The following is a 14,151-nucleotide window of genomic DNA, read 5'->3' as shown; positions in this document are numbered from 1 at the left end:
GCCGTGCGCAACGCGCATCAGCATCAGGACTTAATTATTGTGGTCTTACCGGTATGTCCAGTGCAGGCGCAGTTTAGGCTGGGATTTTGGATGATTACAAGGGGGAATGGAAAAATTGGCATGACCGGTCTGACCAGTTGAGTGGGTCAAGACGGCATTGGAAGGTCGGCGCGAAGGCCGAAGGTCGATGCAAGGGTCGTGGGACTATCGCCAGCCATTGATCCAGGGCGCTCGGCGATCCGAATCATTGCCTGCACGATCAATCACCTTGGCCTTGTGGATCAGGCGACAGAGGATCGCAACGATGGCGACTGCCAGCAGTGGCCAGTAGATCAGGGCTTTCAGGAACATGGCGTTTCCTCATACGGCAAACACGTTTCATGAACGCCGGCGTCCTTCCAGCAGAGAATCGGTTTGATTATCGTACGCTTTCATGACAATTCCGAATGAGTAACCGAAGCACCGTAAGTTCTGTGGGAGCGAGCCTGCTCGCGAAAGCGGTGTGTCAGGCACTAGAAATGTCGAATGTGATGCCGCCTTCGCGAGCAGGCTCGCTCCCACAGGGAGTTACGATTATTGCGGATTGCTTGTCGGGTCGAATCAGAGCAGGGGAATGCTGTAGCTGACGATCAAGCGATTCTGGTCCTGATCCCGGGATGCCTGGCTGTGGGACTCACCGTTGCGCCAGCCAAATCCTACCCCCTTGAGCGCGCCGGATTGCAATACGTAGTCGAGGCTGATGTCCCGTTCCCATTCCTTCTGCGTCGAACCGGTCGTGGTCTTGATGTTGTCGCCGCTCAGGTAGATGACCGAAGCCTTCAGGCCCGGCAGGCCGAGGGCCGCGAAGTCGTAGGCGTATTGGCCGAACGCAGTGCGCTCGCCGGCGCGGGTGAAGGTCTGGATCAGGCGGTCGGTGTACAGGTACAGGCTGGCGCCCCCGGCCCCCTTGTCCGGCAGGCCGCCCTGGTTGAGTTGGGTGAAACCGCTGCCGCTGGACACACTCTGGTAACCGGCGGTGAAGGCGTGGGCACCCAGGGCGTAAATCAGCGCGGCGCTCCAGGTGCGGTTGTCGATTTCGCCGTCATTGCCCTGGGTGTAGCCGCTGATCCGGTAGCCGGATGTGCCGCTGCTGTTTCTACCCGACGAATCGGTCTTGAAATAACGCAGGTCAGTTTTCAGCGATTGATTGTCTGCGATTGCCAGTACGTGGATCAGGCCGAAAAACTGTTGCGAGTAATAGTCGTCCAAGTGGGCGTAGTAGTACTGCGCGGTCAGGTCCCTGGTCACTTTCCAGTCGCCACCGGCAAAGTCGAACCGGTTGCTCTCCCGGGTACCGCCAGTGGCCGCCAGGCCGGTCTGATCGCTGGAACCGCGGCCCGTCGCGTGCTCGATGCGCCCGCCGATGAGGGTCAGGTCCTTGAACTCGCTCGATGTCAGCTGGCCGCCTTCGAAGGTCTGCGGCAACAGCCGACCGTCGTTCGACACCAGGATCGGCAGCTTCGGCATCAGCGTGCCCAGGCGCAGTTCGGTTTTCGAGACCTTGGCCTTGCCGGTCAGGCCCAGGCGACTCCACTCATCGACGGCGCCGTTGTCGCTGTCGGACGGAATCATGCTGCTACCGACGTGGCGTCCCTTACCGCTGTCCAGTGTCACCCCCATCAGGCCCAGCGCGTCGACGCCGAAACCGACCTGGCCATCGGTGTAGCCCGACTTGTAGTCCAGCAGGAAACCTTGCGCCCATTCTTCGGTTTTCGAAGGGGCGGCGGTGCCGTCGCGGTTATCGTTGTTGAAATAGAAATTCTTCAGGCCCAGGGTGGCTTTGCTGTCACTCAGGAAGTCTGCCTGTGCCTGGCCGCTGAGCACGATACCGCCCAGCGCCAGGGTTGCCGCTATGTGTTTACTGCTCATGTATATCGCCCGTTTTTTATCGTTGGAAGTGGGGAGGTCCCACCGTGATGGTGGGAGAGGCAGCTGTATCCGCTAAATACCCAGCACGTTGGCGCCGATGCACGGGTCGATCCCGCGTTCCAGGCGGCGGGGGTGCACGATGACGGTGATTTCCATCGAGCCGGTGGTGACCTCGAAGTCGAGGATGTGGCCGCCATAGGCCTGGAATGTGCTGTCGCCGGCGACGCCGTGCATATGAATCGAAGGCTGGTCGTTCTTCCACGCCACGGAGCCGGTGATGCTGGCCATCTCGACACTGTTGAAGACCCTGGCGTCGAAGTCTTTTTTGTCTTTGTTCCAGAAGCCGAACTTCACGTTGCCGAAACCGATGCCGCTGATCGAGGCACTGGGGATTTTTTCGGCGATGGCCAGTTTGGTCAGCTCCTTGAAGGCGTTGTCACCCATGCGCAAGACCATGAGATAGCCGGTGGCGGTCTTGGTGTAGCGCGGGGTGGCTTCGGTTGCGCATTGCATGGGCGTGGTCGTCGCAGTGGGCGTGGTGTCGGCCAGGGCCGATTGGGAGAGACTCGAACTGATCAGGACGGCGGTACTGACCGCCAGCATCATTTTCGACAAGCGGAGTTTCGGTTGACGTTGCACTTGCATGGGACTTCCTCTGTTGTTGTTTTTGTAGGGATGAAGCGTTTTTTGGCGCAGCGATGCCCGGCGCCTGTGGGAACAGGCGCGGCTGTTATGGGATTAACAGTGGGCGTTGAGTGGTCGCGGGCTTACAGCGCTTCGCGACTCATGACACCGTCCAGCAACCGGGCAATGCCCAGTGGGTTGGCGTTTTTCAGGGCGTCCGGCAGCAGGCTGTCGGGGCAATTCTGGAAGCACACCGGGCGCAGGAAACGGTCGATTGCCAGGGTTCCCACCGACGTGCCCCGCGCATCGGACGTGGCCGGGTAAGGGCCGCCGTGGACCATGGCATCGCAGACTTCAACCCCGGTGGGGTAGCCGTTGAACAGCACACGCCCGACTTTTTGTTCCAACAGGGCCAGGACATCACCCAAGGTGTCGAGCTCGGTATCTTCGACCATCAGGGTCGCGGTCAACTGGCCACGCAAGCCGTGCAGGGCCTGGATCAACTCGGCGTGGTTCGCCACTTCGACGACGATGGTGGTCGGGCCGAAGACTTCTTCCTGCAACAGTTCGTCGCCGTTGATCAGCAGGCTGACATCGGCCTTGAACAGTTGCGGTCGCGCCTGGTTGCCCTGTTGTTCGGTGCCCGCCAGGCGGGTCATGCCGGGGTGAGCACCGAGGTTTTCCAGGCCGTGGCAGTAGCTTTTCAGCGCGCCGCTGTTGAGCATGGTTTGCGCCGGTTGCTCGGCCATCACGGCGGCAAAGCGTTCGAGGAATGCCGAGAACTCCGGCGAGCGAATACCCAGCACCAGACCCGGATTGGTGCAGAACTGCCCGGCACCCAGCACCACCGAAGCGGCCAAATCTGCAGCGATCTTGTCGCCGCGTGCCTTGAGGGCTCCGGGCATCAGCAGCACCGGGTTGATGCTGCTCATCTCGGCGAACACCGGGATCGGCTGCGGACGGGCCGCCGCCATGTCGCACAGCGCCCGGCCACCGCGCAACGAGCCGGTGAAGCCCACGGCCTGAATCGCCGGATGCTTGACCAGTGCTTCACCGACGCTGCCGTAGAGCATGTTGAACACGCCCTTGGGCATGCCGGTCTGCTCGGCGGCGCGCAGGATCGCGCCGGCCACGCAGTCGGCGGTCGCCATGTGGCCGCTGTGGGCCTTGAACACCACCGGGCAACCGGCGGCGAAGGCCGCGGCGGTATCGCCGCCGGCGGTGGAGAAGGCCAGCGGGAAGTTGCTGGCGCCAAACACCGCGACCGGACCCAGGCCGGTGCGGTATTGGCGCAGGTCAGGGCGGGAAAGGGGTTGGCGCTCTGGCAACGCACGGTCGATGCGCGCGCCGTGGAAATCGCCGCGACGCAGGGTTTTGGCGAACAAGCGCATCTGGCCGCTGGTACGCGCCCGTTCGCCTTGAATGCGCCCGGCGGGCAGGGCGGTTTCCCGGCAGACCAGGGCGACGAAGGCGTCATCCAGCGCGTCCAGTTCAGCGGCGACCGCATCGAGGAATTCGGCGCGGCGTTCGGCCGACAGATGACGGAAGGTCGGGAAGGCACTGGCAGCCGCTTCGGCGGCGGCATTCACTTCCTCCACGGTCGCCGCATGGAATCGATAGGGCAGTGCTTCGCCGGTGCTGGCATCAAAGCTTTGCAGGGGGACGCTGCCATTGGCGGAACGGGTGCCGGCGATGTAGTTGTGGCCTGAAACTTCAAACATGGGAACTCCTGAAGGGCTGTTCAAATGAGTCGGTAGAGGCGGCGGGCGTTGTCATGGAACAACGCCAGCCGATCGGTGGCAGTTCGGTCGCGGACGATGGTCTTGAAGCCGTCGAGAATCTCGCTCATGCCGTTGACCACGCCATCGACGGGGTAATTGGTGGCAAACGCACAGCGGTCGACGCCGACAATCGAAATCGCGTCGTTGACCACCACGCGGTTCGCTTCGACGGGCCATGGTTCGCCGGGGATGCAAATGCCGGAAATCTTCAGCGCCACGTTCGGCTCCCGGGCCAGCCGTTCAAGGTTGCTGCGCCAACCCGCCAGGCCTTCGCTGGAACGATCCGACGGCAACGCCGTGTGATTGACCACGATGGTTACCTCGGGAAAGTCCCTGGCCAGTTCGGCCGCTTCCGGCAGGTGCCACCAGGGCGCCTGCAACTCGAAGTGCAGGCCGTTGTCCGCCAATAGGGCGTAGCCGTCCCGCCAACGGGGATCGCGCATGGAACCGGGCACGGCGAAATCTTCGCGCCAGGCTTCGCGGCGGGTGACCACCGGTTTGTGGCGTATGCCGCGCACCAGCGGGTGTCGGGCGTACTGGCGCAACAGGTCGGGTGCGTCTTCGCGGTCCAACCAGGCCTGGGCCACCATGGCGGCCAGGGTCGGTTCATGCTCGGCCAGCGACTCGACAAAGCGCACTTCATCCAGCGGTGTCGCCGGGTCCCACTCGCCCTCGATCAGCACGGTCTGGACGATCCGGTGAGCGCCGGTCAGACGGCGATAGTCCGAGGGCAGGAAGTTGCGGCAGATCGACGAGTAGTCGCCATAGCGAAACGGGCGCAGCGGGCGGTCGTTCAGCCACGGGTAGTAATGGGCGTCGATGTCGAAGTAGTGCTGGTGCGCGTCGATGATAGGCAAGTTGGCATCGTCGCCGCTGGCCAGGAAACGTGCGCGCCAGTCAATGTTGCGCTGCTCATCCATGGGCGTTCTCCAGGCGATAGAAACGTTGGGCATTGCCGGCGAACACTGCTTCCTGAACGCTACGACCCAAGGGTGCGAGCATCGCGGCCACGCCATCGGCGAGGGTGTCGTAGGAGGCGCGCAGGCCAGCCACCGGGAAGTTGCTGGCGAACATGCAGCGTTCGGCGCCGAAGATCTCCAGCGCGGTGAGCACTACGATGCGGTTGTCATCAAGGCGCCACGGCGAATCCTTGAGGCCGAACTCCGAGAGCTTGATGTGCACGTTGGGTTGCGTGGCCAGGGCTTCCAGGCCCTTGCGCCAGCGCGCCATGCCTTCAGGGCTGCGGTCCCAGGCGAAGCCGGTGTGGTTGAGGGCGATGCGAATCCTCGGAAACATCGCGGCCACTTGCGCGGCTTCCACCAGATGCCACGGCGGCACGCGCAGGTCCCAGGACAAGTCGTGCCGCTCCAGCAGGGCAAAGCCTTCCAGCCACTTGGGGTCCTGCATCGTGCCGGGGGCTCCGGCTATCGAGACGTCCGGCGAGGCCGAGGTCACCGGCTTGGAGCGGATGCCTTTCACCAGTGGCCGGGCAGCCTGGGCGGCGAGAATCTCGGCGCTGTCTTCGCGATCGAACCAGGCGTGGGCGACGATGGCATTGGGAAAACCGTAGCGGGCGTTCACCTGTTCCAGCCAGCGGGTTTCGGCCACCTGCTCGTCACGGGCGCGCTCGGCCTCGACATGCACGGTGCCGATCAAGCGTTGGTTCCGGGTCAACGCGAGAAAATGCTCGGGCAAGAAGTCGTGACGCAGGGAGTGGTAATCACCGAGAAAAAAATCCTCGTGATACTCATCTTGCAGCCAGGGATAGCGGCCGCTGCCGAGGTCCCACAAGTGATGGTGGGCATCGACCATCGGCAGCGCATCCCCGGCCGCGAGGTTGGGCAAGCCGTTGCGTTCGTGCAGGGTGATCATGGCAACGTACTCAGCGTGACGCAGTGAGGCGTGCAGGGCTGAGCGCGTCGTCATCGACGTCGCCGGCCTCCACCGCCAGGGCCTTGGCCTGGACGCGGCTGCGCAGCTTGGCGACATTGACCACCACCCGCGTGTGCGCCGCCGTCGCCACCAGTTCCACGTCATCGCGCACTTCGACATTGAAGGTGACGCTGCGGCCTTCAATGCGGGTGACGGTGGCGACGATGCTCACTGACATGCCCAGCAAGGTCGCGCCGACGTGGCGGATATCCACCGCCGCGCCCACGGTGTTTTCGCCGTCGTCGAGGAAGGTCAGCAGGTAGTCCAGGCAGGTCTGTTCGATGTCATCCACCAGGCGCGGGGTGGCGTAGATGCGCAAGTCCTCGCCGAGAAACGAGATGGTGCGCGGCGAGTCGACGATCAGCCGGCGTTCGGTGGTGGCGCCGCTTTCCAGTGTGGAGAAATTCATAAGCAACCTCGTGTTTGAGTGCCGGCAGTCGAGATCGCGACCACCGGCAGGAGTGTCAAAAGGTGATTCAGGACGGCAGGAAACCGATGGAAATCCAGGGCACGGCGATCAGCACCCCCAGCGCTACGACCAGCGCACCGAGGTACGGCCAGACCCGACGCATGGCGCCGCTGGGGTCGACCTTGGCAATGGCGCAGGCGGCATAGAACCCCACGCCGAACGGTGGCGCGAACAGGCCCAGGCCCATGGCGAAGATCGCGACCATGGCGTAGTGCACATCATTGATGCCCATGGCCCTGGCAATCGGGAACAACAGCGGCCCGAACAGCACGATGGCCGGGATGCCTTCCAGGAAACTGCCGAGCAGAATGAACGCCACGGCGGAGATGATCAGGAAGCCCAGTGCGCCACCGGGCACGGTGGACATCACCTGCGCCAACTGATGAGAGAACCCCGACTGGGTCAAGGCCCAGGCCATGGCCGTGGCGCTGCCGATGATGATCAGGATCGCGCCGGACAGCGACGCGGTGCTGACCAGGATCGGGTACAGGCGTTTCCAGTCAAAGCAGCGGTAGCACAGCAAGCCGACGATAAAGGTGTAGGCCACGCCTATGGCGGCCACTTCGGTGGCGGTGGCGACGCCTTCGACCACCGCGGTGCGGATCACGAAGGGCAGGGCCAGGGCCGGCAGGGCGACCAGCAGCGAATGGCCGATTTCCTTGCCCGAGGCGCGTTTGCCGGTAGAGGCCTCGCCTTTGCGGTTTTTCCACCAGATCACCACGGCCATGGCAATCGCACCCACCACCGCCGGCATGAAACCGCCGGTGAACAGCGCGGAAATCGACACGCCGGTGACCGAACCGATGGTAATCAACACCAGGCTCGGCGGGATGGTTTCCGACATCGCACCGGAGGCATTGAGCATCGCCACCAGTTCGTTTTCATCCTCGCCGCGTTTCTTCATTTCCGGAAACAGCGCCGGTGCAATGGCCGCCATGTCGGCCGCCTTCGAGCCGGAAATCCCGGAGATCAGGTAGATTGCACCGATCAATACGTACGACAGGCCGCCACGGACATGGCCGATCAACGAGCACAGGAAGCGGATCATCGCCCGCGCCATGCCCATGGCTTCGATCAGTGCGCCGAGGAACACGAACAATGGAATCGCCAGCAGGATCAGGCTGGCCATGCCTTCGTCCATGCGGCCCACCACCAGGGTCAGCGGTGTGCTGGTCATGGTCGACAGGTACGCCACGGTGGCCAGGCCAAACGCGACCATGATCGGTACGCCAATGACGATCATGCCCATCACGCCGATCATGAAGAACACGATCAGGTTCCAGTTGCCCATCAGCAGCAGGGTGGCTTCACCGGCCCATAGCAGCGCTGCCAGCGAACCGAGCATCGCCACCGACACGGTGAAGTCGATCAGCCGTGCGCTGGTCAACAGCCGCGCCACGCAGGTCAGCAGCATCAGACTCAGGCCGACGGCAATGGCCGACACGCGAAAGGCGTTGGGGATTTCCAGGGCGGCGGTGGTGATGATCCATTCATCGCTGACGAACTCCCAGGCCGGCGAGAACAGCATCACGATAAAGGTGATGACGATCACCGCGCCGAAGGTGTCGACGAAGGCGCGTTTTTCCGCCGGCAGGCGGGCGATGAAAGACGTCAGGCGCATGTGCTCGCCACGTCGCATCGCCACCACCGAGCCGAGCATCGCCAGCCACAGGAACAGCAGCGACGCCATTTCGTCGCCCCAGACAATCGGCTGGTTGAGCACGTAACGGGAGAACACGTTGCAGAACAGCAAGGTGACTTCCAGGGTCACCAGCAACGCGGCGCTGCCCTCGGTCGCCCAACGCAGGGCGGTGTCGAGGGTACGGCCAAGGCGCAGTGCGGTGTGGCGTGGGCTGAGTCGTTCAGCAGGGGAAACGTCCGTCATCGGTATCGGGTTTTTCATGACTGTGTCTCCGGCTCAGGACAATTGACCCGCGTACTGCTCAAGCAGGTTCCAGGCTTCGTCGCCGTACTTCTGTTTCCACTGGGTGTAGAAACCTTTCTTCTGCAGGTCGGCGCGGAACAGCGAACGGTCGACCTTGTTGAAGGTAATGCCGTGGGCAGTCAGCGACGGTTCCAGGCTGGCGTTGAGGTCGATCACTTGCTGGCGCTGGACCAGGGCGGCGGCGTTGATCTGCCGGGAGACGATTTCCTGCACATCCTGGGGCAGTTTCGGGAAGGTCTTGCCGGAGCCGAGGATCCAGAAACCGCCCCAGATGTGGTCGGTCAGGGAGCAGTATTTCTGCACTTCATAGAAGCGCGCCGACTCGACCACCACCAGCGGGTTTTCCTGGCCGTCGACAACCTTGGTCTGCAACGCCGAGTAGGTTTCGTTGATGCTGATGCCGGTGGGGGCGGCGCCCAGTGCGCTGAACATCGAGGTCCACAACGGGCTGACCAGCACGCGCAACTTGAAGCCGGCGAGGTCTTCGGGGGTGTTGATCGGACGGGTCGAACTGGTGATCTGGCGGAAGCCGTTGTTCCAGACTTTCTCCATCGGAATCAGCCCGACCTTGGTGGTCTGGGCGCGCACGTACTCGCCCAGTTTGCCGTCCAGCGCGGCCCAGACACTCTCGTAGTCCTTGAAGGCGAACGGCATGCTCTCGATGGACATCGCCGGGACCAGGGTCGAGAGAATCGCACCGGGCAGGGGAATGAAATCCACCGCGCCGGCGCGCACCTGGGACAGCATGTCGGTGTCGCCGCCCATGGAGGCGTTGGCATACACCTGCAGGTCCACGGCGCCATTGGTTTCGGCCTTGATCGCCTCGGACGCGGCCTTCATCTGTTTGTTCAGCGGGTGGGTGTCGGGCAGGCTGCTGCTGTAGCGCAACACGATGGGTTTGGTGGCGGCAAACACGCCGCTGGTGGGCAGCAGGCTGGCGGCGAATGCACCGCCAACGGTGACACCGGCACCGACCAGGAAAGATCGGCGGCTGACGGCTTCGGTCAAGATACGGCTCATGTTGTTCACCTTTTTGTTTTTGTTGTTGTTCTAGTTTTTGTGGGAGCGAGCCTGCTCGCGATGGGGCCGGGTCAGTCAACATTTATGCTGAATGACACACCGCATTCGCGAGCAGGCTCGCTCCCACAGGTCTCGATTCGGCGGTTCAGGAAGCGAGTGCCAGCACCGCCTTGCTGCGAATCAGGTCGTCGATTTCGTCTTCGGCGTAGCCGCTTTCTTTCAGTACCTCGCGGGTGTGTTCACCAAGCAGCGGCGCCGGGCGGCTGGTTTGTGGCGGGGCGTTGTCCATGTCGGAAAAGTGGATCGGCAGGCCCATGCCGCGCACGCGGCCTTCGGTCGGGTGTTGGGTTTCCACCACCATGCCCCGGGCCTGGGTTTGCGGGTGGGCGAGGGCGGCGGCGATGTCCAGGACCGGTCCGGCGGGCAGGCCGAGGCTGTCGAACAGCACCATCCATTCATCGGTGGTGCGGGCCACCAGCACTTCGTTGAGGATTTCCACCAGGGCCAGGCGATGCTCCATGCGCAGGGCGTTGCTGGCGAAGCGCGGGTCGGCCTTGAGTTGCGGGACCGCGAGGGCTTCGACCAAGCGTTCGTAGTTGGCCTGGTTGGCGGCGCCGATGTTGATCCAGCCGTCGGCGGTGCGGAACACCTGATACGGCGCGCTGGTGGAGTTGGCCGAGCCCATTTTCGGCAGGATGGTGCCATCGGCAAAGTACGCCGCCGCCGGCCAGAACATCTGTTGCAGACCGGCCTCGAACAGCGAGGTGTCGACCATTTGCCCCAGCCCGGTTTTCTGTTTGGCGGCGAAGGCGGCGCAGATGCCGAGGGCGGCGAGGATGCCGGAGTTGATGTCGGCCACCGGCGAACCGGCCTTGACCGGCTCACGCCCGGCTTCACCGGTCATGCTCATCATGCCGCTCATGCCTTGGGCGATCAGGTCGAAACCGCCCTTGTCGCCGAACGGACCGCTGCGGCCGTAACCGGAGATCGCGCAGTAGATCAGCCCCGGGTTCAGGGTTTTCAGGGTGTCGTAACCCAGGCCGAACTTCTCCATGGTCCCGGCGCGGTAGTTTTCGGTGACCACATCGGCGTCCATCAGCAGGCGGCGCAGCACATCGCGACCGCCGTCGGTCTTCAGGTTCAGGCCGATGCCGCGCTTGTTGCGGTTGACCACCATGAACGAGGCGGACTCGCCGCTGGTCATGATCGGCGAGAAGCGCCGGGAGTCATCGCCGTCGGGCACTTTCTCGACCTTGACTACGTCGGCCCCCATGTCGGCCAGCATCATGCCGCACACTGGCCCGGACATGATGTGAGCCAGTTCTACTACGCGCATGCCTGTCAACGGTCCCATGTTATTTACCCTCGAATTGTGGTTTGGCTTTCGCGATGAACGCGTTGAGACCGATCTGAAAGTCGTCGGTGTCGTAGCAGAAATAGCTGTGGTCGATCTGCGCGGCAGTAGGCGCGTGACCGGCTTCGAGCTGGCGCGCGGCCTGGCGGTGCCAGCGGGCAACCAGCGGTGCGCCATTGGCGATGCGCCGGGCGGTGGCGAGGGTTTCGCTTTCGACTTCGGCATCGGCGACGACCCGGGTCACGAGGTTTTTCACGTAGGCATCCTGGGCATCGAGGATGCGGCCTTCGAGGAGGATTTCCAGGGTGGTCGAACGCCCGGCCAGCGCCACCAGTCCGGCCATTTCGTCATAGGACATGACCAGGCCCAGCTTGCCGACCGGCGCACCGAAACGGCTGGACGTGCCGCAGATACGCAGGTCGCACAGCGCCGCAATCTCCAGCCCGCCACCGACGCAGACGCCGTGGATCATCGCGATTACCGGGGGCCGGCAGTCGGCAACCGCACGCATCGCCGCCGAGGTGACTTCGGCATACACGCGGGCTTGAGAGGGATTGGCGCGCACGGTCGGAAACTCGCCGACGTCGGCGCCGGCGGCAAAGGCCTGTTCGCCTTCACCGCGCAACACCACGCAGCGCACGCTCGGGTCGGCGGACAGTTCGCTCATGACATCCCCCAGGTCCTGCCACATCGACAAGTTGAGGGCGTTCATTTTTCCCGGGTTGCTGAGGGTGACAATGGCAAGGCTGTCTTGCCGTTCGAAAAGGACGGTGGGCTTCATGGTTGTTCTGCCATCGCCGCACCACGAAAGCGTGATTGCGGCGACTTGGCGGCCTCCTGATTTTTTATTGTTGGAAAGCAGGGTGTGGCGATGTTCTAAAGCGATTGCCGCAGCATCGTCAGGTAGTCCGCACTGGATGCCTCGCGCGGGTTGGTCTTGTGGCTGTGATCGTGCAGCGCGCCCTCGACGATGTGGTCGAACAGGCTTTCGTCGACGCCGATTTCGCTCAGGCGGGTCGGCAGGCCCAGGCGGCGGGTCATGTCCTCGATGGCCGAGCCGATGTTGGCGTCGGCGGCCAGGCCCATGGCGTGCCGCAGGCGTTCGAGTTTTCGCTCGTCGCGCACGGTCGGGGAGTCGGCGTTGAAGTGCACCACCGCCGGCAGGAAAATCGCGTTCAAGGTGCCGTGGTGCAGTTTCGGATTGATCCCGCCCAGGGCATGGGACAGGCTGTGCACGCAGCCCAGGCCTTTCTGGAACGCCAATGCGCCCTGCATCGATGCGCTCATCATGTTCAACCGCGCTTCGCGATCGCCGGGTTCGGCGGTGGCGCGTTCGATGTGGCCCCAGGCACGCCACAGGCCGTCGAGGGCGATGCCGTCCGCGGCCGGGTTGAAGGCCGGCGCCATGAAGGTTTCGATGCAATGGGCGATGGCGTCCATGCCGGTGGCAGCGGTCAGCATCGGCGGCAGGCCGAGGGTCAGTTCGGGGTCGCAGATGGCCACGCGGGGTACCACATAAGGCGAGATCACGCCGACCTTGCGACCATCGTCGAGGATCAGGATGGCACCGCGGCCGACTTCGCTGCCGGTGCCAGCAGTGGTCGGGATCGCGATCAACGGCGCGGTGGCCGAGGTGATGCGCTCCAGGCCGCCTTCAATGACGGCAAAGCTTTGCAGCGGGCCGTCATGGGTGGCACACACCGCCACGCCCTTGGCCAGGTCGATGGATGAACCACCGCCGACTGCGATGATGCCGTCGCATTCACCGCTGCGGTATTGCGCAACCGCTTCACGCACGGCGTGCTCGTTGGGGTTCGGTGGGGTCGCGTCGAAAATCGTATAAGGGTGGTGGGCGCCGAGGGCGGCGATGACCTTGTCGACGATGCCGGCATTGCGCACGCCCTGGTCGGTGACGATCAGTGCACGGGTGATGCCGGCACGCCCGGCTTCGGCGGCCAGGTGCTCCAGGCTGTCATAGCCGAACTGGATTTTGGTGACGTAATTGATGAGGGACATGATTCACCACAAGTTATACAGGATTGTTATTGTCGCGATCGGTTCGTGGCAGCAGCGCCGTGGCGCTATGGTCAAACCCATTGCATTGCCTGACTGTGGAGCGGACTATAGGGCCGTCGGGGTGACCCCGATACTGACAACTTTCGATACCTCTATAACTTTTAGTTAACCCTGATGACGCCCTCACTCAACTCGATCATGTCCCGTTTGCACATCAAGCAACTGCGCTTGTTGATAGCCCTCGATGAGCACGGCTCCTTGCTGGGCGCGGCCAAACAGGTGGCCCTGACCCAGCCCGGCGCCAGCAAGGCGTTGCAGGAAATCGAAACCACCTTCGGCACCTCGCTGTTCACCCGCACTAACCGTGGGCTTGAACCCAACGATGCCGGGCGCTCGGTGATTCGTTACGCCCGGTTGATCCAGACTGACCTGGCGCACCTGCGTGAAGAGATCATCGGCATCATGAGCGGGGAGGGCGGGCGGGTGTCGGTGGGCACCATCATGGGCGCCGTGCCGCTACTGACCACCGCGATCAGCCGGGTGATCGCCGACAACCCGAAAATGTCCGTTGAGATCGTCGAAGACACCAGCGCCGCGCTGCTGAGCCAGCTCGACGCCGGGCGGCTGGACCTGGCGATCTGTCGCACCACCATCAGCACCACGCCGTACCTGTATGAGAGCGCGACATTCGTCGAGGAAACCCTGGCGGTGATCGCCAGCACCCAGCATCCATTTGCCTATGCCAGGCGGCTGACCCTGAAGGACCTGGTGGATTACCGCTGGGTGGTCTACCGCGCCAACATGCCCATGCGCCTGCTGCTGGAACGGGAGTTTCACGAGGCCAACCTGCGCTTTCCGGTGCATCTGCTGGAAACCACTTCGGCTTTCGCGACGCTGTCGTTGTTGCAGGAGAACCCGACGCTGGTGGCGCTGGTCTCGACGGACGTGGCCAATTTCTGTTCCGGCTACGGCTTCACCACCACGCTGCCGCTGCCCATCACCTCACGCAGCGAGCCCTATGAACTGGTTTCACGCAAAGGCGTGCCGGATTCACCGGCGGCCAGGTTGCTGCGTCAGGCGTTGTTGAACCCGGGCTGATCCG

The 14,151-nt window shown here is 63.3% G+C and carries 13 protein-coding genes; 1 reads left to right on the top strand and 12 read right to left on the bottom strand.

The features are described 5' to 3' along the window. Nucleotides 1-204: 204 nt before the first annotated feature. The 12 genes from LAB08_RS17335 to gbd form a co-directional block, all read right to left on the bottom strand. Nucleotides 205-351, bottom strand: a complete 147-nt coding sequence (locus tag LAB08_RS17335) for a hypothetical protein (RefSeq protein WP_172901595.1) — start codon at nt 349-351, stop codon at nt 205-207. Nucleotides 352-600: 249 nt separating this feature from the next. Then, nucleotides 601-1,908 (bottom strand): OprD family porin, encoded by a 1,308-nt coding sequence (locus LAB08_RS17330; protein ID WP_096510553.1) that lies wholly within the window; start codon nt 1,906-1,908, stop codon nt 601-603. A 72-nt stretch (nt 1,909-1,980) separates the two neighbouring features. Next, nucleotides 1,981-2,553 (bottom strand): PPC domain-containing DNA-binding protein, encoded by a 573-nt coding sequence (locus LAB08_RS17325; protein WP_096510554.1) that lies wholly within the window; start codon nt 2,551-2,553, stop codon nt 1,981-1,983. Nucleotides 2,554-2,675: 122 nt separating this feature from the next. Next, complete coding sequence (locus LAB08_RS17320) at nt 2,676-4,253, bottom strand: aldehyde dehydrogenase (NADP(+)) (RefSeq protein ID WP_096510555.1); 1,578 nt, start codon at nt 4,251-4,253, stop codon at nt 2,676-2,678. A gap of 20 nt (nt 4,254-4,273) precedes the next feature. Next, on the bottom strand, nt 4,274-5,233 hold the full coding sequence (locus tag LAB08_RS17315) for an amidohydrolase family protein (protein ID WP_096510556.1): 960 nt from the start codon (nt 5,231-5,233) through the stop codon (nt 4,274-4,276). Further along, complete coding sequence (locus LAB08_RS17310; RefSeq protein WP_096510557.1) at nt 5,226-6,185, bottom strand: amidohydrolase family protein; 960 nt, start codon at nt 6,183-6,185, stop codon at nt 5,226-5,228. The genes LAB08_RS17315 and LAB08_RS17310 overlap by 8 nt, the downstream gene beginning before the upstream one ends. Nucleotides 6,186-6,195: 10 nt before the next feature. Beyond that, nucleotides 6,196-6,654 (bottom strand): thioesterase family protein, encoded by a 459-nt coding sequence (locus tag LAB08_RS17305; protein WP_096510558.1) that lies wholly within the window; start codon nt 6,652-6,654, stop codon nt 6,196-6,198. Between the two features lie 67 nt (nt 6,655-6,721). Continuing rightward, nucleotides 6,722-8,617 carry a TRAP transporter large permease gene (locus LAB08_RS17300; RefSeq protein ID WP_096510559.1) on the bottom strand — a complete coding sequence of 632 codons (1,896 nt, stop codon included), beginning with the start codon at nt 8,615-8,617 and terminating at the stop codon, nt 6,722-6,724. Nucleotides 8,618-8,632: 15 nt separating this feature from the next. Further along, entirely contained in the window at nt 8,633-9,679 is a 1,047-nt protein-coding gene (locus LAB08_RS17295) for a TRAP transporter substrate-binding protein (RefSeq protein WP_096510560.1), read from the bottom strand. Nucleotides 9,680-9,824: 145 nt separating this feature from the next. Next, nucleotides 9,825-11,033, bottom strand: coding sequence for a CaiB/BaiF CoA transferase family protein (locus tag LAB08_RS17290; RefSeq protein ID WP_096510561.1), 1,209 nt, complete (start codon nt 11,031-11,033; stop codon nt 9,825-9,827). A 1-nt stretch (nt 11,034) separates the two neighbouring features. After that, complete coding sequence (locus LAB08_RS17285) at nt 11,035-11,814, bottom strand: enoyl-CoA hydratase-related protein (protein ID WP_096510562.1); 780 nt, start codon at nt 11,812-11,814, stop codon at nt 11,035-11,037. 95 nt (nt 11,815-11,909) lie between these two features. Beyond that, entirely contained in the window at nt 11,910-13,049 is a 1,140-nt protein-coding gene (gene gbd / locus LAB08_RS17280) for a 4-hydroxybutyrate dehydrogenase (protein ID WP_096510563.1), read from the bottom strand. 174 nt (nt 13,050-13,223) lie between these two features. On the opposite strand from gbd, the gene LAB08_RS17275 reads away from it, so the two are divergent. After that, nucleotides 13,224-14,147 carry a LysR family transcriptional regulator gene (locus LAB08_RS17275; protein WP_096510564.1) on the top strand — a complete coding sequence of 308 codons (924 nt, stop codon included), beginning with the start codon at nt 13,224-13,226 and terminating at the stop codon, nt 14,145-14,147. Nucleotides 14,148-14,151 lie beyond the last annotated feature (4 nt).

Source organism: Pseudomonas izuensis (genome assembly GCF_002356535.2).
In the GTDB taxonomy this organism is placed as follows: domain Bacteria; phylum Pseudomonadota; class Gammaproteobacteria; order Pseudomonadales; family Pseudomonadaceae; genus Aquipseudomonas; species Aquipseudomonas izuensis.
This window is presented reverse-complemented; position numbering and strand designations above follow the sequence as displayed.